This window comes from Aeromonas schubertii (assembly GCF_000820105.1).
GTDB lineage: Bacteria > Pseudomonadota > Gammaproteobacteria > Enterobacterales > Aeromonadaceae > Aeromonas > Aeromonas schubertii.
This window is the reverse complement of the sequence record NZ_CDDB01000074.1, coordinates 48,786-69,780: the sequence shown is the minus strand read 5'-3', so window position 1 is coordinate 69,780 and position 20,995 is coordinate 48,786. Positions and strand designations below refer to the sequence as shown.

Here is a 20,995-nt window from a genome sequence, read left to right as displayed (position 1 = left end):
AAGCGGATGAGGGCCCCACTTCCCTGGCCGGGCTGTTCGTCCGTCACCTTGATAAATCGTTTGCCCCCGAACGAGCGGACCCCTGGTCCACCCCCACATACTGGATGCAACCCCGAGGTTTCAAACCGTGCCTGACATGAAGCTGTTTGCTGGTAACGCCACGCCCGAACTGGCCCAGAAGATCGCAGATCGCCTGTTTATCAAACTCGGCAATGCTGCCGTCGGTCGCTTTAGCGACGGCGAGATCAGCGTACAGATCAACGAGAATGTACGCGGCGGCGATATCTTCATCATTCAATCCACCTGTGCCCCGACCAACGACAACCTGATGGAGTTGATCGTGATGGTGGATGCCCTGCGTCGTGCCTCCGCCGGCCGGATCACCGCCGTGATCCCCTACTTCGGCTATGCCCGTCAGGACCGTCGTGTTCGCTCCGCCCGTGTGCCCATCACCGCCAAGGTGGTTGCCGACTTCCTCTCCAGCGTCGGCGTTGACCGCGTGCTGACCGTGGATCTCCACGCCGAGCAGATCCAGGGCTTCTTCGATGTGCCGGTGGACAACGTGTTCGGCAGCCCGGTGCTGCTCGAAGACATGAAGGCCAAGAACCTGGAAGCCCCGGTCGTGGTCTCCCCGGACATCGGCGGCGTGGTGCGTGCCCGCGCCATCGCCAAGCTGCTCGATGACACCGACATCGCCATCATCGACAAGCGTCGTCCCCGCGCCAACGTCTCCCAGGTCATGCACCTGATCGGCGACGTGGCCGACCGCGACTGCATCATCGTCGACGACATGATCGACACCGGCGGCACCCTGTGCAAGGCCGCAGAAGCCCTCAAGGATCGTGGTGCCAAGCGCGTATTTGCCTACGCCACTCACCCGGTTTTCTCCGGCAACGCCCTGCAGAACATCAAGGATTCCGTGATCGACGAGGTGATCATCACCGACTCCATCCCCTTGACCGAAGAGATGAAGGCCATCGGCAAGGTGAAACAGCTCAGTCTGGCCACTGTGCTGGCCGAGGCCATTCGCCGCATCAGCAATGAAGAGTCTATCTCTGCCATGTTTGAGCATTGATAGAGAGTGATTCACGAAAACCGCCGCATGGCGGTTTTCGTCTTTTTGATATCCACGAAAACGTATCCCACCCACCAAGGCAGCGAGGAAGTTTCCATGTCTCCACTCCGTCCCCTGCTTGTCGCGACCCTCTGTAGCGCTCTGTTTGCCTGCCAGCAAGGCAAAGAGCCCCAGACCTTCGTGCTCAGCATCGCCCACATGAACGACACCCACTCCCAGTTCGATCCGGTCAACGCCACCCTGCGCAACCCGGCACTGGCAGCTCAGGGCGTTGAGAAGGAGACCGTCTACACCCGCTTCGGCGGTTACCCGCGCCTGCTCACCATGACCAAGGCGCTGCAGGCGGATGCCCAGCGTCAGAATCGCCCCCTGCTGACCCTGCACGGGGGGGATGCCTGGCAGGGGAGCGGTTACTTCAAGCTCAACGAGGGGATGGCCAACGCCGAGCTGCTCAGCCAGTTTGGCCTCGATGCCATGGCCCTCGGCAACCATGAGTTCGATCTGGACAATCAGAAGCTCGCCCGCTTTATCAAGGGGGTCAACTTCCCGCTGCTGGCCGCCAACCTGGATACCAGCCAGGATGCCGCCCTGCGATCTGTTGCCAACCTCAAACCCTATGCCCTGTTTGCCTTCGACGGCAACCAGAAGAGCCCGCTCAAAGAGGGCGAGCCCCTCCCGGCCGACAAGCCCATCGTGGCCGTGGTCGGCCTGGTGCTGGAGGAGATGGGTGACATAGCGCCGAACACCGGCAAGCTGCGCTTTGCCAAGGAGGTGGCCTCGGCCCAGGCGACCGTGGATCTGCTCAAGCAGAAGGGGGTCGACAAGGTGGTGCTGCTGACCCACATCGGCAACCAGCGGGATCTGGCGCTGGCCGAGCGGGTCAACGGTATCGACGTCATCGTCGGCGGTCACTCCCACAGCCTGCTGGGGGATTTCAGTAACCTCGGCATGGGAGCGAGCGCCACCCGCTACGCCCAGATGGTCACCAACCCGGACGGCATAGGTCAGACCTGCGTGGTACAGGCCGGCTCCTACGCCCAGGCCATGGGTCTGGTCGAGGTCACCTTCGACGGCGACGGCCGGGTGACCGATTGCGAGGGAAAAAACACCCTGCTGGCCAGCGCCGACTTCTATCGTGATGCGGCCCGTCAGACGCCTCTGGAGAGCAAGGCCAGAGAGCAGACCCTCGCCTTCGTAGACCGTCAGGAGAATATCCAGCGGGTCGATGAAGATGTCCGCCTGCGCGGCATCATCGACAGCCACTACAAGCCGGCCCTGGAGCAGGCGTTTGGCAAGGTGATCGCCAGCGTGCCCGCCGATCTGCCCAACCCGCGCCGCCCCGGTGACGACAAGAGCGACAGCCACGGCTCCGACGTAGCTCCCCTGGTCGCCGAATCCCAATACTGGTGGGCCAACAGCGCCCCGGTGCAGCGCCTGCTCGGCCAACCGGTCGACTTTGCCATCACGGCCGTCGGCGGCGTGCGCGCCGACATCGGCGCCGGTGAGTGGCGCGAGGGGGATGCCGCCCTCACCCTGCTCCCCTTCAAAAACCAGCTGTCGGTGCTGACCCTGAGCGGCAGCGATGTGCGCGCCCTCATCACAGAGACGGTGAGCGCAACCCTGCCGGCCGGTGCCCACGCGGGCAAGTTCCCCTACGGTGGCCATCTGCGCTACACCTTCGAGGAGACCACCACCGGCAAGGGTGGCCAGGTGACGGCGCTGGCGTGGCAGAGTCGCGATGGCCAATGGCAACCGCTGCAGGATAACGCCCGCTATCGGGTGGTGATGAACGGCTACAGCGCCAACGGCAACGATGGCTGGGATGCCCTCTACCGCGCCCAGCAGCAGCCGGGCAGCGAGCGGGTCGAACTGGCCCGGGTCGAGGGGACTCTCACCGCCTTCCCGGTGGCCGCCGTCACCCGGGAGGGGGACAAGGTCGTGGTGAGCTATCGGGGCACGGCCCTGAACTGCAAGGCCAAGGGGATCGACTGTGGCACCGATGCGGCCGCCTTCACCGAGTACGTGCGGGAGGTGCGCAATCCTCTCGAAGCCCTGGGTGACGAGGTGGTAACCCTCAAGCGCCTGCCCTGATCCACGCTCCCGCGGGGCGGTTTGGTTGAGAGATCGCCGCCCCACGGCTAGAATACGCCTCTTGCCTTCGGGCACACCCCTGCCTGTCATCCTGATATCGACGAAAGAGTGAACCCGTGACAAGCCAGATCAAGTTGATTGTGGGCCTCGGCAATCCCGGCCCCGAATACGCCAAGACCCGCCACAATGCGGGGGCCTGGTATGTGGAGCAACTGGCGCGCTGGCATAACGTCAGCCTGCGCGAGGAGCCCAAGTTCTTCGGTCACACCGCTCGTCTGCAGGTCGACGGCCAGGATGTGCGTCTGCTCATCCCGGCCACCTATATGAATCTGTCGGGCAAGGCGGTCGCCGCTCTGGCGCGTTTCTACCAGATCGAGCCGGAGGCCATCCTGGTGGCCCACGACGAGCTGGACCTGCCGCCCGGCATCGCCAAGTTCAAGCAGGGTGGGGGTCACGGGGGCCACAACGGCCTCAAGGACATCATCGCCAAGCTTGGCAACAACAATAATTTCTATCGGCTGCGCCTCGGGATCGGCCATCCCGGCAGCAAGGAGCTGGTCGCCGGCTTCGTGCTGACCAAGGCCCCGGCCAAGGAACAGGACCTCATCGATGCCGCGCTGGACGAATCCCTGCGCGCCACCGACATCCTGTTCAAGCAGGACATGACCAAGGCCATGAACCGGCTGCACAGCTTCAAGGCCGAGTGAGCCACTCCACAGCATCAATCAAGTAAGGTAAACGACCATGGGTTTTAAATGCGGTATCGTGGGCCTGCCCAATGTGGGCAAATCCACCCTGTTCAATGCGCTGACCAAGGCCGGTATCGAAGCCGCCAACTTCCCCTTCTGCACCATAGAGCCGAACACCGGCGTGGTGCCGGTGCCGGATCCCCGCATGGACCAGCTGGCCGAGATCGTAAAACCCCAGCGTACCGTGCCGACCACCATGGAGTTTGTGGATATCGCCGGCCTGGTGGCCGGTGCCTCCAAGGGTGAGGGCCTGGGCAACCAGTTCCTGGCCAACATCCGCGAGACCGACGCCATCGGTCACGTGGTGCGCTGCTTCGAAGACGAGAACATCGTTCACGTGGCGGGCAAGGTCTCCCCGGCCAACGACATCGAGGTGATCAACACCGAGCTGGCCCTCTCCGATCTGGAGGCGTGCGAGCGCGCCATCCTGCGCCAATCCAAGCGCGCCAAGGGTGGTGACAAGGACGCCAAGTTCGAGGTGGAAGTGCTCGAGAAGATCAAGGCCGGCCTGGAAGCAGACAAGATGATCCGTGGTCTGGATCTCTCCAAGGAGGAGATCGCCGCCGTCGATTACCTCAACTTCCTGACCCTCAAACCCACCATGTACATCGCCAACGTGGCCGAGGACGGGTTCGAGAACAACCCCTTCCTGGATCAGGTGCGTGAGATCGCCGCCGGCGAAAACGCAGTGGTGGTACCGGTGTGCTGCGCCATCGAGTCCGACATCGCCGAGCTGGACGATGCCGATCGCGCCGACTTCATGGCCGATCTGGGCATCGAGGAGCCGGGTCTGAACCGGGTGATCCGCTCCGGTTACACCCTGCTCAACCTGCAGACCTACTTCACCGCCGGTGTGAAGGAAGTGCGCGCCTGGACTATCCCGGTCGGTGCCACCGCCCCGCAGGCGGCCGGCAAGATCCACACCGACTTCGAAAAAGGCTTTATCCGCGCCCAAACCATCGCCTTCGATGACTTTATCCAGTTCAAGGGCGAGCAGGGAGCCAAAGAAGCGGGCAAGATGCGCGCAGAAGGGAAGGATTACATCGTCAAAGACGGTGACATCATGAACTTCCTGTTCAACGTCTAATCCCCGTCGGGCCGGCTCTGCCGGCCCTTCTTTTATCCCCCAGCGACCCTGCGGGGACTGGGTAAAATCGTGAATTGTCGCGGTTTTGCACAACATCGGCGAAGAACTCGCCAAACGCACCGCTTTTCGGTTTTTCTGGGAAAAAAGGGTTGACGCCCCAAGGCTCGATCCGCATAATCTCGCCGCACAGTGACGAGGCGACTCGCACTGACAGCAGTGATGGCTATGTAGCTCAGTTGGTTAGAGCATCGCACTCATAATGCGGGGGTCACAGGTTCGAATCCCGTCATAGCCACCATCTCTGCTGGGGTATCGCCAAGCGGTAAGGCAGCGGGTTTTGATCCCGCCATACCTAGGTTCGAATCCTAGTACCCCAGCCATTTTCCAAAGGATGTTTGCTCACGCGAGCATCGCTGTTGGGGTATCGCCAAGCGGTAAGGCAGCGGGTTTTGATCCCGCCATACCTAGGTTCGAATCCTAGTACCCCAGCCATCTTTTCGGCTATGTAGCTCAGTTGGTTAGAGCATCGCACTCATAATGCGGGGGTCACAGGTTCGAATCCCGTCATAGCCACCATATTCTGTTGGGGTATCGCCAAGCGGTAAGGCAGCGGGTTTTGATCCCGCCATACCTAGGTTCGAATCCTAGTACCCCAGCCATTTTTAAAAGCGCTTCGATCCACGATCGTCGCCGCTGTTGGGGTATCGCCAAGCGGTAAGGCAGCGGGTTTTGATCCCGCCATACCTAGGTTCGAATCCTAGTACCCCAGCCATCTTCGGCTATGTAGCTCAGTTGGTTAGAGCATCGCACTCATAATGCGGGGGTCACAGGTTCGAATCCCGTCATAGCCACCATCTTCTTCGCGGAAGTGGCGAAATTGGTAGACGCACCAGATTTAGGTTCTGGCGCCCAGGCGTGAGAGTTCGAGTCTCTCCTTCCGCACCATAGCCACACAGTCAAAACCAGCCTCACGGCTGGTTTTTTCGTTTTGGCGCCTCAGAAAGGCAGCAGTAACGGCACCAGGCCGATACACACCAGCAGCACCAGCACGGTGAACGGCACCCCGATGCGGACGAAATCCATGAAGCGGTACTCGCCCGGTCCCATCACCAGGGTGTTGACCGGTGAGGAGACCGGCGTCATGAAGGCCGCCGAGGCGGCGATGGCCACCGTCATCACCAGCGGATAGGGAGAGACCCCCATCTGTTGGGCCGCCCCCAGCGCGATGGGAGCCATCAGCACCGCCGTCGCCGTGTTGGAGATGAAGAGGCCAATCAAGGCCGTCAGCACGAACAGGCTCGCCAGCATCACCCGTGGCCCCCGCTCACCCACCAGCGCCATCAGACCGTCGACGATCAGGGCCACCCCCCCGGTCTTCTCCAGTGCCAGGGCGAATGGCAGCACCCCGACGATGAGAATAAGGGTTGGCCAGTGGATGGCGCGGTAGGCGCTCTCCAGATCGATGCAGCGAAACTGCCCCATCAGGAGACAGGCGATCAGGGCGGCGACCACGTTGGGCACAGGATCGGTCACCATCAGCCCGATCATGATGGCCAGCGCCAGCAGGGCATGGATAGCCTGACTGCGGGCCGGCGCCATCTCGTCCACCTCGGCGGGCAAACCGAGCAGGAGGAAGTCGCGCACATGGGTCTGCAACTGGCGGATCAGGCTCCAGTTGCCGACCACCAGCAGGGAGTCCCCCATGCGCAGGGGCTCGTCCACCAGCTTGCCCTCCAGGGGGGCGCCGTCGCGGCGGATCCCCACCACGCTCAGCCCGTATTGGCTGCGAAAGGTGGCCTCCCGCAAGCTCTTGCCGATGAGGTTCGAGTCCGGGATCAGCGATACCTCGGCCAGCCCCACCTCACGGGCACGCTCCGAGAAATATTCGCCGCGCAGTATCATGGGCTCGAGCCGCTGCTCGCCGCAAAAGCGCCGCACCTCGCTGGCATCGCCCATGTCGATAAGCAGCACATCGCGGGCCTGGAACTCGGAGATCCCCGACACGCTCACCATGACCCGGCGAAACTTGCGCCAGCGCTCCACCCCGATGACGTTGGCCCCGTAGCGGGCGCGCAGCTGTAACTCGTCGAGGGTGCGTCCGATGAGGGGAGAGTCGGGACGGATGGCCAGGCGCCGCGCCCGTCCGCCAAGACGGTAGTCGCGCACCAGATCCCGCATGGTGTGCCGGCCATGCCCGGCACGCTTCCCCTCCCCCTCACCACGCACCAGATGGCGACGGATCAGCAGCATGTAACCGATGCCGAGCAGCAGGATCACCAGGCCAAACGGGGTAAAGCCGAAGAAGCCAAAGCCCCTGAGGCCATTTCGCATCAGCTCGCTGTTCACCACCATGTTGGGGGGGGTTGCCACCAGGGTCATCATGCCGCTGATGAGGCCGGCAAACCCGAGCGGCATCATCAGCCGACCGGCCGGGATCCCCATGCGCTGGGCCACGCTCAAGGCCACCGGGATGAAGATGGCCACCACCCCGGTCGAACTCATGACGGCACCGAGCCCCGCCACCGCCACCATCAAGAGCACCAGCAGGCGCGTCTCGCTGCTGCCGGCCACCTTCACCAGGGCATCACCCACCTGATAGGCGATGCCGGTACGCACCAGCCCCTCCCCCACCACGAAGAGGGCACCGATCAGGATGACATTGGGATCGCTGAAGCCGGCCAGCGCCTCGGGCAGGGTGAGGGTACCGCTCAGCACGAACAGCACTATGATGAGGAGCGCCACCATGTCCATGCGGATGGCATTGGTGACAAACAGGAAGACAGCACCCAGCAACAGCACCAGCACCCAATACAGCTCCAGGCTCACCTCTCACCCCCTTGGTGGTAACAACAGAGTCCATGAGAGCACAGGGAGCGTTCCGCTGTCTTGTGGAACATCAACCAGCGCCCTCCCGACCTCCCCAAAATGCGGTATGGCTCCGCCCGGTACGGACAAAAGTCCTGCCATGAGCACGACGGGCGCTCTAGAATGCCGGCGTTCATTCTATCCATACACAAGGAGTGCCCCATGTCCTGGTTCGATATCGGCAACACGCTGGTCACCATCCCCCTCGGTGAAGGGGGCTATGCCATGTCCTGGATCGAGGCGATCGGAACCCTGTTCGGCCTGGCGTGCATCTGGCTGGCCAGTCAGGAGAAGACCATCAACTATCTGTTCGGTCTCATCAACGTCACCCTGTTCGCCATCATCTTCTTCCAGATCCAGCTCTACGGCCTGCTGCTGCTCCAGCTCTTCTTCTTCTGCGCCAACCTCTATGGCTGGTATGCCTGGAGCCGGCCGGCCAACGATCAGGGCGAACCCCTCGAGATCCGCTGGCTGCCGCGCCACAAGCTGCTCGCCACCGCGGGTATCTCGGCGGTCGCCATCGCCCTGCTCACCCTCTACATCGATCCTGTGTTTGCCGCCCTGGCCCGCGCCAGTGTCTCCCTGCTCAACGCACTGGGTGCCGGCCTGACCCTGCCCGAGCCCCAACCGGATGCCTTCCCCTTCTGGGATGCCACCATGACGGTGCTCTCGGTGGTCGCCCAGATCCTGATGACCCGCAAGTACGTGGAGAACTGGATCCTCTGGGTGGTCATCAACATCATCAGCGTCGGCGTCTACGCCGCCCAGGGGGTCTATGCCATGTCCCTGGAGTACCTGATCCTGCTCTTCATCGCCGCCAACGGTACCCGCCTCTGGATGCTGGCCGCTCGCCGCGAGCGCCGTGAGGAGGCACTGGCATGAGCCTGCTGCCCCATCTTCAGTGCCGCCCCGAACAGATCGCCGAGCGGGTCGTGGTGTGCGGCGATCCGGCCCGGGTCGATCGCATCGCGGCCCAGCTCGATGAGGTCGAGATCCTCGGCCAGAGCCGGGAGTTTCGCCTGGCAAACGGCCGCTACCGGGGCCGGGATATCACGGTCTGCAGCACCGGCATCGGTGCCCCCTCGGCCATCATAGCCCTGGAGGAGCTGGCCCAGTCCGGCGCCCGCCAGCTGGTACGAGTCGGCTCCGCCGGCAGCCTGCAGCCCGTCGTCACCCTCGGGGATCTGGTGGTGGTCGAGGGGGCGGTGCGCCACGACGGGGCCTCGCTGGCCTACCTGCCCGCCGAATACCCGGCCTGCGCCGATCCGGGCCTGCAGCAGGGGCTGCTGACGGCAATCCGCGCCAGCGACCACCCGCACCACCACGGTCTGGTGCGCTCCCACGACGCCTTCTATCGGGACGACGAGCAGGCGGTGTGTGAGCTGTGGCACCGGCGTGGCATCCTGGCCGCCGACATGGAGAGCGGCGCCCTGCTGGCGGTGGGGCGCTATCGCGGGGTGCGCGTTGCCGCCGTGCTCTGCAACGTGGTGGCCTGGCAGCAGGAGGTACAGGAGGGGGTGGCCGACTACGCCGCCGCCGAGACGCGCATGATGGAGGGGGAGCGCCTCGCCATTCACGCCGCCCTGAGCGCGCTCACGAACTGAGCGCAATCTCCTTGGTTATGAGGGGCTGCGCTGCTACGCTCTTCTCCCCGTCAGGAGGAGGCCATGCAGCGTACCCCCTATCCCCATCCCCGCTTCGGTGAGGCCCTCTCTCGCCTGCAGCCCCGTTTCGATGCCATGTTGGCGACCTGCCGCCTGCACACCCGCCGCTTCCTGCCCGGGGAGCGCATGCTGACCCAGGGAGAACCCCTGCACGAGCTGTTGCGCGTCCCCACCGGGCGCATCGCCTTCTACTCCGGCGTCGCCTCGGGGCGTCTGTTTCAGCTCGGTGAGGTGGAGTGCCACGACCAGATCCTCGGTGAGATGGAGCTGTTTGGTGGCACGCCGATCCAGTGGAGCGTCGAGGCCAGGAGCGAGCTCGATGCCGAGGTGATCGATGTCGGCAGGCTCTGCATCCAACTCGAACAGGCACCGGAGCTGCTGCTCTTTTTCACCTGCGCCCTGGCCGGCGACTACCTCGACAGCCTGGAGATCACCACCCAGCGGCTGCTCCACCCCATCGCCTACAACATCGCCCTCGAACTGTGGCATGCCAAGCGGCGCACCCCCATGCTGGGATCCCGCCAGAGTGCCCTGGAGGCGGCCCGTTTCGGCACCACGGAGCGCGTCTACCGGCGCGCCGTTGGTGAGCTCATCGCCCTGGGGCTGGTGGAGAAACGGGAGGGGGAGCTGATCATTCGCGACCATGCGGCACTGCGCGCCTATCTCAAACTGTGAGGATCCCGTGAGCCATCCCGCCTTTACCTTCTACAGCCGCTTCGTCGACGACATTCGTGCCGGCCGCAAGACCATCACCATCCGCGACGAGAGCGAGGCCAACTGGCAACCGGGCCAGCGGCTCTCTCTCTTCACCAACCCGGAGCAGATCCCTTTCGGCACCATTGAGGTCCTCTCGGTCACCCCCGTCCCCTTCGACGCACTCACCGGGGAGCATGCCCGCCAGGAGAACATGACGCTGGAGGAGCTCAGAGCGGTGATCCGCACCATCTACCCCCATCTCCCTCCCCTCTACGTCATTCGCTTCCGCTTGATCTGATGCGACCATGGAGAAAAAATACGCATAACCATTCATCTATGTGAATGAATTTGAGTGTGTTTCGCATCAAATTGAGTAATATCGCAACAAGGTCACTCAACTAACTTAATAAAAACCTTAAAAATTATAGGGATGAGTACCTAAAAAGAGAGGCATTTCGCATTTTAGTCAGCCTCTCTGGCCTATAATGCCTTGTCCTGGAACACCCAGCTGACCAGGCGAAGTCTGTATCAAATCCTTGGATGGCGAGAGACTACAGAGTCTTTACCCGCGGAAGACGGGGCACGTGGAGAAATTCACTATGCCAGAACGCTAAAACAGACCTGTTTGACTTGCATCAAGCCTGAATTTTTTTCATAGAGCAAAATCGTGCCCAGCAAATCTATCCCAAAGGAGGCAGATGTGGATATTATCAAGACCGATGTTGCCATCATCGGTGCCGGTGGTGGTGGCCTGCGTGCCGCTATCGCCGTAGCAGAAGCCCATCCGGAGATGAAGATCGCCCTCATCTCCAAGGTCTATCCGATGCGCAGCCACACCGTGGCCGCAGAGGGGGGCTCTGCCGGTGTCGTCCGCGATGACGATACCCTCGACAACCACTTCAACGACACCGTCTCCGGCGGCGACTGGCTGTGCGAACAGGACGTGGTGGAATACTTCGTCGAAAACGCCACCCGCGAAATGGTTCAACTGGAGCACTGGGGCTGCCCCTGGAGCCGTAAACCGGACGGCAAGGTCAACGTGCGCGCCTTCGGCGGGATGAAGATCCCCCGCACCTGGTTTGCCGCCGACAAGACCGGCTTCCACATGCTGCACACCCTGTTCCAGACCTCCATCAAGTACCCCAGCATCCAGCGCTTCGACGAGCACTTCTGCCTCGATCTCATCGTCGAAGAGGGTCGCGTCCAGGGCGTGGTGGTGTTTGATATCCAAAACGGCATCACCCGCTTCATCCAGGCCAAGTCGGTGATCTTCGCCACCGGCGGTGCCGGCCGTGTCTATCGCTTCAACACCAACGGCGGCATCGTGACCGGTGACGGCATGGCGCTGGCCTACCGTCACGGCGTGCCCCTGCGTGACATGGAGTTCGTTCAGTATCACCCGACCGGTCTGCCGGGCAGCGGCATCCTGATGACCGAAGGGTGCCGTGGTGAAGGCGGCATCATGCTCAACAAGGATGGCTACCGCTATCTGCAAGAGTACGGCCTCGGCCCGGAGACCCCGGTCGGCCAGCCGAAGAACAAATACATGGAGCTGGGCCCCCGCGACCGCCTCTCCCAGGCCTTCTGGCAGGAGCAGCAGAAGGGTCGCGTGTTCGAGTCCCCCATGGGCGACTACGTGCACCTGGACCTGCGCCACCTGGGCGAGAAGTACCTCAAAGAGCGTCTCCCCTTCATCTGCGAGCTGGCCAAGGCCTACGTGGGTGTGGATCCGGTCAAGGAGCCGATCCCGGTACGTCCGACCGTGCACTACACCATGGGCGGTATCGAGACCAACGGCCAGTGCGCCACCCGTCTGGAAGGTCTCTATGCCATCGGCGAGTGTGCCTCGGTCGGCCTGCACGGTGCCAACCGTCTGGGCTCCAACTCCCTGGCCGAGCTGGTGGTGTTTGGCAAGGTAGCCGGTGAGGCCGCGGCCAAGCATGCCCTCGAGAGCAAGCACGGCGACACCGACGCCCTGGCCGCCAAGGCCAAGGCCCTGATCGACCAGCATATGGCCCTGATGGACAACGAGGGTACCGAGAACCCGGCCGACATCCGCAACGATCTGGGTCGGACCATGGAAGCCGGCGTCGGTATCTACCGTACCGGCGAGCTGATGCAAGAGACCATCGACAAGATCACCGAGCTCAAGGCCCGCTACAAGAAGGTGAAGATCAACGACAAGTCGTCCGTCTTCAACACCGACCTTCTGTATGCCATCGAGCTGGGCTACCTGCTCGACGTGGCCGAGGCCATGGCCCACTCCGCCATCAACCGTAAAGAGTCCCGCGGCTCCCACCAGCGCCTGGACGGTTACGAGGCCCGTGACGACGTGAACTTCCTCAAGCACACCCTGGCGTTCTACAACCCCGAAGGGGCCCCGAACCTGGAGTACTCCGACGTGAAGATCACCAAGTCCCAGCCGGCCAAGCGTGTCTACGGTGCCGAGGCAGAACAACAGGAGGCCAAGAAGAATGGCTGAGATGATGGAAATTGAGATCCTGCGCTACCGTCCCGAGCAGGATAACGAGCCCTGGTTCCAGACCTTCCAGGTGCCCTTCGCCAAGGAGATGTCCCTGCTGGAGGCCCTGAACTACATCAAGGATCACCTGGACTCCACCTTGAGCTTCCGCTGGTCCTGCCGGATGGCGATCTGCGGCTCCTGCGGCATGATGGTCAACGGCGTGCCCAAGCTGGGCTGCAAGACCTTCCTGCGCGACTACACCCCGGGCAAGATGCGTATCGAGCCCCTCAACAACTTCCCGATCGAGCGCGATCTGGTGGTGGACATGTCCGACTTCATCGAGAAGCTCGAGAGCATCAAGCCCTATATCGTGCCGAAGGAAGAGCGCAGCCTGTGCGAGGGTGAATACATCCAGACCCCGGCCCAGCTCGAGAAATATCGCCAGTTCTCCATGTGCATCAACTGTGGTCTCTGCTATGCAGCCTGCCCCCAGTATGGTCTGAACAAGGCGTTCACCGGTCCCGCCGCCCTGGCCCTGCTCTACCGCTACAACGCCGACAGCCGTGACGGCGCGGCCGCCGAGCGCATGAAGATCGTCAACGCCGACGCCGGCGTGTGGAGCTGCACCTTCGTGGGTTACTGCTCCGACGTATGCCCGAAGGGGGTCGACCCCGCCGCAGCCATCCAGCTCGGCAAGGTCGAGAGCGCCAAGGACTACATGATCGCCATGTTCAAGCCGGAGTGAGACCATGAATAACGCAAACAGCAAACGCAAACCGTATGTGCGCGAGATGAAGAAGGACTGGTGGCTGAAGAACGCCTTCTACACCGGTTACATGGTGCGCGAAGGGACCAGCCTGTTCGTCTCCATCTACGCCGTGGTGCTGATGTGGGGCCTGATGCGCCTGGTACAGGGTGCCGATGCCTTCAACGGCTGGCTCGAGTCCCTGCAGAGCCCGCTGGCCATCCTGTTCCACGTGGTTGCCCTGGCCGCCTGCCTGTTCCATGCCAAGACCTGGTTTGCGCTGGCCCCCAAGGCCATGCGTATCTTCAAGGGTGATCAACTGATCCCCGAGAAGCCCATCGTGCTGGCCCAGTACGTGGCCCTGGCGGTGGTATCCCTGATTGTTCTGATCATCGTGGCATGAGGAGTGAAACCATGAGACGTTCCGATGAACCTATCTACTGGGGTCTGTTTGGTGCGGGTGGCATGGTGGTCGCCATGCTGCTGCCCATCGTAGTCCTCATCACCGGCATCCTGGTACCGCTCGGCATCATGGACGTGGAGACCATGAGCTATGATCGCGTGCTCGAGTTCGCCAGCTCCTGGTGGGGCGCCGCCATCATACTGGTGCTCATCGCCCTGCCCATCTGGCACGGTATGCACCGGGTCTACCACGGTCTGCACGATCTGGGGATCCACACCACCAAGCTGCACCACTATGTGTTCTATGGCTTCGCCTTCCTGGTGTCGGCCATCACTGTGGGTCTGCTGATGGTGCTGGTCCTCCAGTAACGAGAGTCAGAGAGCAAAACCGGGCGCCATGCCCGGTTTTTTATTACCCGCTCCCGACCGGGGCAACGAGATATCAAAGAGGCGCCGCGGCGCCTCTTCTTATTTCTTCTCTCTTGCTACCCGGCTCACCCCAGCAGCACAAACAGCTGGTGCGCCGCGACGCCGGCGCAGAGCCCGCCAACCGTGTGGGCGACGATGGCCCGGGAGGTGAGGTGGCGATAGCCGAGGGCGTCGAGCATGGCGGTGTGGGTGCTCAAAAAGCCGCTCCAGCACATCCCCATGGCGGTGAAGACGGCGATCTCGTTGCCACCGATCCAACCCTTGGCGATAAAGGGCGGCACCAGGGACATGGCTGCCCCCACGGCGCCGAGGGAGGTCACCGGGAAGGCAACCAGCTCGGGCTGGGTGAAGCCGAACAGCAGCTCGAACAGCCAACCAATCTTGGCCGCCAGCACCGGCAGCAGGGCGACCCCCTGGAAGGCCTCGCCGGTGTAGCCCTTGTCACCCGGGCCGAAGGTGAGCAGCATGACGAAGGTGCTGATGATGAGCACCCCGGGGATCACTGCCATTCCCAGCTCGACCCCGGACTTGCCCCCGTCGAGCAGGGAGTTGAGCACCCGCAGCCAGGTCGGCGCCTGCTCATGGGAGAGACCCGGCTTGGGGCCCTGGGAGAGGGCCCCATCGTCCACCGGCGTCTCCCCCACCAGGGGGCGGATCATCTTCTGCATCAGCCGGGTCGACACGACCGAGCCAATCAGGGCGCCGAGCAGGCCGATCATGGCCGCCTTGACGGTGGAGCCACCGCCCCCCAGTTGCAGGGTGGCCATGAAGGTGACCACGATAAGCCCCATGCCGAAGGCGGTACCGAAGTTAGTCAGCGACACCAGCTGCCAGGGGGTGAAGCCCTTGCGAAAACGGCTGTCCCTGGCGAGGCTGATGACCGCCGGGTTGTCGGAGAAGAAGGTCATCAGGGCCGCCAGCGCGGTGCGACCGGGCAAGCGGAACACCGGCTTCATCAGGGGGGCCAGCAGCACCTCGAGCAGACGGATCACGCCGAACTCGCTCAAGAGCTGGCTCAAGGCACCGGAGAGCACTGTGATCCCCATGATAAAGAGCACCGTATTGAGCAGCAGTTGGTGCGCCGTGTTAAACAGGGTGTTGACCATGGCGGAGAGGCCCATCTGGCTGCCCAGATAACCAAACAGGCTGCCCAGTATGGTCAGCACCAGTACCGGCTCGAGCCAGCGGCGCAGTGAAGAGTGGCGAATCTCCCTGGATTCGGTGACGGCTTGATTATCCATGTCGGTCCTGTCTCTGAACGGTTCTTGTTTTCGTCGAATGGTGGAATGAAAAAAGCCCCTGTCTTGCGACAGGGGCTTCTTATGTGGCTCCTCCGACTGGACTCGAACCAGTGACATACGGATTAACAGTCCGCCGTTCTACCGACTGAACTACGGAGGAACAAACTTTTTACAGCCAAGGCTGTGAAGGTGGTGCCCAGAGACGGAATCGAACCGCCGACACGGGGATTTTCAATCCCCTGCTCTACCGACTGAGCTATCTGGGCAAATGGTGCCGGCTACCGGAATCGAACTGGTGACCTACTGATTACAAGTCAGTTGCTCTACCTACTGAGCTAAGCCGGCACACGTTAAACCATTGTGCATGAACAAATTTTTATTTCATGGCACCAAAATTGGTGCCCAGAGACGGAATCGAACCGCCGACACGGGGATTTTCAATCCCCTGCTCTACCGACTGAGCTATCTGGGCGTGGCCGCTATTAAACGGATTTTGGTTCGGCGGGTCAACGGGAAATTTCAGTTTTCGTCTCGTTCGTCTCTTTTTTATCCACTGGAGCCGATTTTACTCAGTTGTGTCCTTGCGGGGCGAGCCGCGTCGCCACACCCTGGGCTCCTCGCCCCGCATCAGTCGCACCACGTTCTCGTGGTGGCGGATCAGGATAAGGCAGGAGAGCAGAGAGACGGGCAGGGTGTACTCGGGCTTGAGCAAATAGGTGAACACAGGGGTGAGCAGCACGGTGACAATCGAGGCCAGCGATGAGTAGCCGCTGACGAGCAGCACCAGCAACCAGGTGCCGATCACCAGTCCCCCCATGGTGAAGCCGATGGGCAGCATGGTCCCAAGCGCCGTCGCCACCCCCTTGCCGCCGCGAAAGCGAAAGAACACCGGGTACATGTGGCCGAGGCAGGCGGCGACGCCGATAAAGCCGAGAAAGACGGGCTTGATATCGAGGAACCAGGCCAGATAGACGGGGATCAGCCCCTTGAGGATGTCGAGCACCAGCACGGCGGCGGCGGCGCCGCGCCCGCCGAGACGCAACACATTGGTGGCGCCGGGATTGTGCGAGCCATAGTCGCGGGGATCGGGCAGGCCACAGGAGCGGGAGATCAGCACGGCGCTGGAGAGAGAGCCTCCCAGATACGCCAGAACAATCATCAAAAACGTCAGGGCCGTCATCTTGGTCGTTCTTACCTTGCGGTGAATGGAGTAGAATGCGGGCTCCCTGTGGCGCACGGTTCATCCCTGTGTGCCTTGCGGCAGAAGGTCTGCCGCTGCCAGCATCCTGATGCTTGCAACAACAGCTCAAGAGTAAAGAAGAAGTAGTGCTATGGACAAGGTGTTTATTCGCGGTCTGGAGGTTTTGTCTACCATTGGCGTCTACCAGTGGGAGAAGGGGATCCGCCGCAAGCTGATCGTGGATCTCGAGATGGGATTCAACAACCGGCCGGCCGCTGCCGGCGACGACATTCACCAGGCGCTGGACTACGCCAACCTGAGCGAGCGCATCACCCGACACATGAGCACCACAGTGGTCGAACTGGTGGAAACCATGGCCGAGCAGGTCGCCACCCTGGTGTTGACCGATAACCGGGTGCAGTGGGTCCGTGTCACCCTGACCAAGCCCGGCGCCGTCCCCAACGCGGCCGGTGTCGGGGTCGAGATCCTGCGCCATCAGCAGCCCGGACCGAGTGAGCAGTAATGGCGCGCATCTATATCAGCCTCGGCTCCAACATAGAGCGGGAGCAGCACATCCGCGCCGGGCTCGATGCCCTGCACCGACTCTATGGCTCGCTGCAGGTCTCCCGGGTCTTCGAGAGCGAGGCGGTCGGCTTTGCCGGCAGCCCCTTCTATAACTTGGTGGTGGGTGCCGATACGGATCACTCCCTCTCCTCGGTCACCCGGGAGCTGCGCGAGCTGGAGTTTGCCCACGGTCGCCCTGCCGATGCCAAGAAGTTTGCGCCGCGCACCCTGGACCTCGACCTGCTGCTCTATGACGATCTGATCTGTGACCAGCCGGTCAGCCTGCCCCGTGCCGAGATAGTGACCAATGCCTTCGTGCTCTGGCCGCTTGCCGAGCTCGCCCCCGAGCGTCGTCACCCGCTCACCCAGGCTCGCTATGGCGATCTTTGGGCTGCCTATGACAAACAGAGTCAGCGTCTGCAGCCGGTCGACTTCGACTGGAACCCGCCCTCGCCAAAAGTGAGAAAAGAATCACTAACATATTGATAATAAAGATTTTATTAAAGTAATTTCTGAGCGGGTCGATAGGGATAGACACCCCCCTTGCTGTGAGTCAGTCATGAGCGTCAAACAGAAATTACTTTGGTCCGCCCTCCTCATCACCCTGATCCAGCTTCTGCTGGTGGGTGGATTGTCCTACTTCTCCGAACGCAGTGAGCGTCTCGCCACCGCCCAGCGACTGACCCAGCAACTGGATACCCAGCGCACCCAACTGGCCCTCGATGAGAAGCTCTACCTGCTGCGCAAAGATCCGGCTCTGGTACAGGAATTTAATCGCGGCCTCCAGCTGGCCCACGAGACCATGAAGCAGCTGGGTGAGACATTGCCAGCCGAGCTGGCAGACCATCTGACCACCCTGGGTCAGGGGCTCGACGCATATCGGGGAGAGTTCCAGAAGCTCCAGCAGCAGCAGGAGAAGATTGGGCTCACCCCCGAGAGCGGCCTCTATGGCCAGCTCAGAGCCGCAACCCATAGCCTGGAGGCCGCCCTCAAGGAGCGCGACGAGCCCCGGTTACAGGTGATGCTGCTGCAACTGCGCCGGGATGAGAAAGACTTCATGCTGCGCCGGGATATGCGCTATCTGGCCAAGCTGGAGGAGAATGCCGCCCCGCTGGCCGAGGCCCTGGCCGCCTCTCCCGAGCAGGCCGCCCTGCTCCAGCGCTACCGCCAGCACTTTGGGGACCTGGTGGCGGCCGAGCAGCAGTTGGGGCTGACCGGCAAGGAGGGGCTGCGTGCCAGCCTGACGGATAAAGAGCGCCAGATGGCGGGCTACAGCGCCACCCTGCTCGAGGCGCTCACCCGCTATGCCGAAACCCAGCACGATCGCCAACTCTGGATGATGATCCTGCTCTGCGCCGCCGGCATTCTCACGGCGCTGTTGCTCAATCTGGGCATAGGCCGCAGCATCATGGGAGGCATAGATCAGCTGGCCGGCGTGATGCGCCGGGTGACCCAGAGCAGCGATCTGACCCTGCGTGCCCGTCTCACCGGCCGGGATGAGCTGGCCGCCATGGGACGCGACTTCGATACCATGCTCGATCACTTCCATGCCCTCATCGAACAGGTGAAGGGCACAGTGGGTCACCTGGAATCCCAGACCCGTCTGCTGAGCCAGCAAGCCGAGCAGGCCCAGCATGCCCTGCTCAAGCAGCTCGAAGAGAGCGATCTGGTCGCCAGTGCCGCCACCGAGATGGAATCCACCATCGCCAACATTGCCGACAACACAGAGACCGCCGCCGCCAGCGCCCGTGACACTCACTGCGCCGCCGAGCAGGGGCGTGACAGCGTCCAGCAGACCCGCCAGACCATACGCCAACTCTCGGAGCGGCTCGCCGGCACCAGCCAGGAGGGAGAGGCCCTCGCCAGCGAGAGCCAAACCATCAGCAGCGTGCTGGACGTGATCCGCGCCATCGCCGAGCAGACCAATCTGCTGGCCCTCAACGCCGCCATCGAAGCCGCCCGTGCCGGGGATCAGGGACGGGGCTTTGCGGTGGTCGCCGACGAGGTTCGCAGCCTCGCCATGCGTACCCAGCAGAGCACCACAGAGATCGCCACCATCATAGGCAGCCTGCAATCACGTACCGCCAGCATGGTGGCCCAGATAGGCGAGTGCCGTGAGAATGGTGAGCAGAGCGTGACCGCCGCCAACCTGGCCGGCGAGCAGCTGGGCCTGATCACCGAGCGGATGGAGGCGGTACTCGACATGAACACCCAGATCGCCACCGCGGTCGAGGAGCAGAGCTCGGTGGCCAGCGAGATCAACCGCAATGCGGTGATGATCCGCGACATCGCCAACCAGGTGCGCGGACAGGCCGAGGAGTCCCTGGCGGCGACCCTGCAGGTCGAAGAGCAGGCCGGCAAGCTTGCCCGCGCCATCGATCAGTTCCGGGTGTGATCCAGCTGGTAGAAGATGAGGGCTGCCAACATCGACATGGCTCCGACACAGAGATAGGTGACATGGAAGGTGGGCAGCCACTCGGTCTGCCCACCGTGGAAGAGGTTGAGCAGGCTGGCGGCCACCGCGATACCCATGCTCATGGCCAGCTGCATCACCACCGACAGCAGGCTGTTGCCACCGCTCGCCTGCTCGGGCCCGAGATCCTTGAGCGTCAGGGTGTTCATAGCCGAAAACTGCAGGGAGTTGAGGGCGCCAAAGATCCCCATCCATCCCACCATGGCCCAGTATGGCCACCGGTTGTCGATGAGGGAGAAGGCCCCCATCATCACCCCGAGCAGCAGGGTATTGCCAATGAGGATGCGGCGATAGCCGAGCCGGGGAATGAGGCGATTGACCAGCGTCTTGGTGAGCATGGCCCCGAGCACGGTCGGGATCATGGTCAACCCCGCCTTGCTCGGCGAGAAGCCCAGCCCCAGCTGCAGAAACAGCGGGGTGAGAAACGGCATGGCGCCGCTGCCGAGACGCGCAAACAGGTTGCCCAGGATGCCGATGGCGAAGGTGGGTGTGGCAAAGAGGGAGAGGGCGAACAGGGGGCGCTCGGCCCGGGCCGCATAGAGCCAGTAACCGGCCATGGCCGCCAGGCCAGCGAGCAGCATCAGCAGCGAGATCCCGAGGGAGAAGCTGCGCTCCCCCATCCCCTGCAGGCCGAGAGAGGCGAGCACCAGTCCCAGGCTGAAGAGGATAAACCCCTGCCAGTCGAAGCGACGGGTCTCCTGACGCAGATCCGGCATGAAGCGCCAGCACACCAGCAGCCCCAGAACCCCCACCGGCAGATTAATGAAAAACACCCAGTGCCAACTCGCCACCTCCACCAGCCAGCCACCGAGGGCCGGTCCGATCAGGGGCCCCACCAGGCCGGGAATGGTGACAAACGACATGGCCCGCAGCAGCTCACTGCCCTGAAAGACCCGCAGCACCGCCAGGCGCCCCACCGGCACCAGCAGGGCGCCACCGATCCCCTGTAACACACGCGCCGCCACCAGGGCGGGCAAGGTGGGAGAGAGGGCGCAGGCGAGCGACCCCAGGGTGAAGAGGGCGATGGCCCAGAGATAAACGGTACGGGTACCGAAGCGGTCGGCCAGCCAGCCGGAGGCCGGGATCAAGAGGGCGACCGTCAGCACATAGGCGATCACCACAGTCTGCATCTGCAGAGGGCTCTCGCCAAGCGCCCTGGCCATGGTGGGCAGGGCCGTGTTGAGAATGGTGGCGTCCAGTGCCTGCATGAAAAAACCGAAGGCCGCCAATCCTGGCAATACCTTGCGTTCAAACGCACTGACGGACATGG

The 20,995-nt window shown here is 62.6% G+C and carries 19 protein-coding genes and 12 tRNA genes; 23 read left to right on the top strand and 8 right to left on the bottom strand.

What is annotated here, in order from left to right; translation table 11 throughout:
- Window positions 1–127: 127 nt before the first annotated feature.
- The 12 genes from BN1133_RS15290 to BN1133_RS15235 all read left to right on the top strand — a co-directional run bounded on the left by BN1133_RS15290 (window position 128) and on the right by BN1133_RS15235 (window position 5,947).
- Window positions 128–1,075 (top strand): ribose-phosphate pyrophosphokinase, encoded by a 948-nt coding sequence (locus tag BN1133_RS15290; protein WP_050667344.1) that lies wholly within the window; start codon window positions 128–130, stop codon window positions 1,073–1,075.
- Between the two features lie 96 nt (window positions 1,076–1,171).
- Window positions 1,172–3,166, top strand: coding sequence for a bifunctional metallophosphatase/5'-nucleotidase (locus tag BN1133_RS15285; RefSeq protein WP_050667343.1), 1,995 nt, complete (start codon window positions 1,172–1,174; stop codon window positions 3,164–3,166).
- Between the two features lie 116 nt (window positions 3,167–3,282).
- Window positions 3,283–3,873 (top strand): aminoacyl-tRNA hydrolase, encoded by a 591-nt coding sequence (gene pth / locus BN1133_RS15280; protein ID WP_005351687.1) that lies wholly within the window; start codon window positions 3,283–3,285, stop codon window positions 3,871–3,873.
- Window positions 3,874–3,910: 37 nt separating this feature from the next.
- The gene (gene ychF, locus BN1133_RS15275) at window positions 3,911–5,002 is read left to right on the top strand and encodes a redox-regulated ATPase YchF (RefSeq protein ID WP_050667342.1); all 1,092 of its coding nucleotides are present in this window, start codon (window positions 3,911–3,913) and stop codon (window positions 5,000–5,002) included.
- Window positions 5,003–5,223: 221 nt separating this feature from the next.
- Window positions 5,224–5,300: transfer RNA gene (locus BN1133_RS15270), tRNA-Met, on the top strand.
- Between the two features lie 7 nt (window positions 5,301–5,307).
- Window positions 5,308–5,382 (top strand) — tRNA-Gln (locus BN1133_RS15265).
- Window positions 5,383–5,419: 37 nt separating this feature from the next.
- A tRNA-Gln gene (locus BN1133_RS15260) sits at window positions 5,420–5,494 on the top strand.
- A gap of 7 nt (window positions 5,495–5,501) precedes the next feature.
- Window positions 5,502–5,578 (top strand) — tRNA-Met (locus tag BN1133_RS15255).
- A gap of 8 nt (window positions 5,579–5,586) precedes the next feature.
- A tRNA-Gln gene (locus tag BN1133_RS15250) sits at window positions 5,587–5,661 on the top strand.
- Between the two features lie 38 nt (window positions 5,662–5,699).
- A tRNA-Gln gene (locus BN1133_RS15245) sits at window positions 5,700–5,774 on the top strand.
- A 5-nt stretch (window positions 5,775–5,779) separates the two neighbouring features.
- A tRNA-Met gene (locus tag BN1133_RS15240) sits at window positions 5,780–5,856 on the top strand.
- Between the two features lie 8 nt (window positions 5,857–5,864).
- Window positions 5,865–5,947, top strand: a tRNA-Leu gene (locus tag BN1133_RS15235).
- 51 nt (window positions 5,948–5,998) lie between these two features.
- Here the strand turns inward: BN1133_RS15235 and BN1133_RS15230 are convergent.
- A complete protein-coding gene (locus tag BN1133_RS15230; RefSeq protein WP_050667341.1) occupies window positions 5,999–7,828 on the bottom strand; it encodes an SLC13 family permease in 1,830 nt (609 codons plus the stop codon).
- A gap of 201 nt (window positions 7,829–8,029) precedes the next feature.
- On the opposite strand from BN1133_RS15230, the gene pnuC reads away from it, so the two are divergent.
- The 8 genes from pnuC to frdD all read left to right on the top strand — a co-directional run bounded on the left by pnuC (window position 8,030) and on the right by frdD (window position 14,207).
- Window positions 8,030–8,749, top strand: a complete 720-nt coding sequence (gene pnuC, locus BN1133_RS15225) for a nicotinamide riboside transporter PnuC (protein WP_050667340.1) — start codon at window positions 8,030–8,032, stop codon at window positions 8,747–8,749.
- Complete coding sequence (locus BN1133_RS15220; RefSeq protein WP_050667339.1) at window positions 8,746–9,471, top strand: nucleoside phosphorylase; 726 nt, start codon at window positions 8,746–8,748, stop codon at window positions 9,469–9,471. Before pnuC ends, BN1133_RS15220 begins: the two co-directional genes overlap by 4 nt.
- 63 nt (window positions 9,472–9,534) lie before the next feature.
- Window positions 9,535–10,206, top strand: coding sequence for a Crp/Fnr family transcriptional regulator (locus BN1133_RS15215; RefSeq protein WP_050667338.1), 672 nt, complete (start codon window positions 9,535–9,537; stop codon window positions 10,204–10,206).
- 7 nt (window positions 10,207–10,213) lie between these two features.
- Window positions 10,214–10,525, top strand: coding sequence for a N(4)-acetylcytidine aminohydrolase (yqfB, locus tag BN1133_RS15210; RefSeq protein WP_224160352.1), 312 nt, complete (start codon window positions 10,214–10,216; stop codon window positions 10,523–10,525).
- Between the two features lie 402 nt (window positions 10,526–10,927).
- A complete protein-coding gene (frdA, locus tag BN1133_RS15205) occupies window positions 10,928–12,709 on the top strand; it encodes a fumarate reductase (quinol) flavoprotein subunit (protein ID WP_050667336.1) in 1,782 nt (593 codons plus the stop codon).
- Window positions 12,702–13,436, top strand: a complete 735-nt coding sequence (locus BN1133_RS15200; RefSeq protein WP_050667335.1) for a succinate dehydrogenase/fumarate reductase iron-sulfur subunit — start codon at window positions 12,702–12,704, stop codon at window positions 13,434–13,436. Before frdA ends, BN1133_RS15200 begins: the two co-directional genes overlap by 8 nt.
- 4 nt (window positions 13,437–13,440) lie before the next feature.
- Complete coding sequence (locus tag BN1133_RS15195) at window positions 13,441–13,839, top strand: fumarate reductase subunit C (protein ID WP_050667334.1); 399 nt, start codon at window positions 13,441–13,443, stop codon at window positions 13,837–13,839.
- Window positions 13,840–13,850: 11 nt separating this feature from the next.
- On the top strand, window positions 13,851–14,207 hold the full coding sequence (frdD, locus tag BN1133_RS15190; RefSeq protein WP_050667333.1) for a fumarate reductase subunit FrdD: 357 nt from the start codon (window positions 13,851–13,853) through the stop codon (window positions 14,205–14,207).
- A gap of 125 nt (window positions 14,208–14,332) precedes the next feature.
- Here the strand turns inward: frdD and BN1133_RS15185 are convergent, their stop codons facing one another.
- From BN1133_RS15185 to plsY, 6 genes are all read right to left on the bottom strand, one after another.
- Entirely contained in the window at window positions 14,333–15,508 is a 1,176-nt protein-coding gene (locus BN1133_RS15185) for a CD0519/CD1768 family membrane protein (RefSeq protein ID WP_050667332.1), read from the bottom strand.
- An 84-nt stretch (window positions 15,509–15,592) separates the two neighbouring features.
- Window positions 15,593–15,668: transfer RNA gene (locus BN1133_RS15180), tRNA-Asn, on the bottom strand.
- A 30-nt stretch (window positions 15,669–15,698) separates the two neighbouring features.
- A tRNA-Phe gene (locus tag BN1133_RS15175) sits at window positions 15,699–15,774 on the bottom strand.
- A gap of 3 nt (window positions 15,775–15,777) precedes the next feature.
- Window positions 15,778–15,853, bottom strand: a tRNA-Thr gene (locus BN1133_RS15170).
- Between the two features lie 51 nt (window positions 15,854–15,904).
- Window positions 15,905–15,980, bottom strand: a tRNA-Phe gene (locus BN1133_RS15165).
- 93 nt (window positions 15,981–16,073) lie between these two features.
- On the bottom strand, window positions 16,074–16,688 hold the full coding sequence (plsY, locus tag BN1133_RS15160) for a glycerol-3-phosphate 1-O-acyltransferase PlsY (protein ID WP_050667331.1): 615 nt from the start codon (window positions 16,686–16,688) through the stop codon (window positions 16,074–16,076).
- A gap of 151 nt (window positions 16,689–16,839) precedes the next feature.
- Here plsY and folB point away from each other — a divergent pair, with 151 nt between their 5' ends.
- From folB to BN1133_RS15145, 3 genes are all read left to right on the top strand, one after another.
- Entirely contained in the window at window positions 16,840–17,211 is a 372-nt protein-coding gene (gene folB / locus BN1133_RS15155) for a dihydroneopterin aldolase (RefSeq protein ID WP_050667330.1), read from the top strand.
- Complete coding sequence (gene folK, locus BN1133_RS15150) at window positions 17,211–17,738, top strand: 2-amino-4-hydroxy-6-hydroxymethyldihydropteridine diphosphokinase (protein WP_050667329.1); 528 nt, start codon at window positions 17,211–17,213, stop codon at window positions 17,736–17,738. The genes folB and folK overlap by 1 nt, the downstream gene beginning before the upstream one ends.
- Window positions 17,739–17,811: 73 nt before the next feature.
- Window positions 17,812–19,647 (top strand): methyl-accepting chemotaxis protein, encoded by a 1,836-nt coding sequence (locus BN1133_RS15145; protein ID WP_050667328.1) that lies wholly within the window; start codon window positions 17,812–17,814, stop codon window positions 19,645–19,647.
- Here BN1133_RS15145 and mdtD read toward each other — a convergent pair.
- Window positions 19,632–20,993 carry a multidrug transporter subunit MdtD gene (mdtD, locus tag BN1133_RS15140; protein WP_050667327.1) on the bottom strand — a complete coding sequence of 454 codons (1,362 nt, stop codon included), beginning with the start codon at window positions 20,991–20,993 and terminating at the stop codon, window positions 19,632–19,634. The genes BN1133_RS15145 and mdtD overlap by 16 nt on opposite strands.
- Window positions 20,994–20,995: the final 2 nt, after the last annotated feature.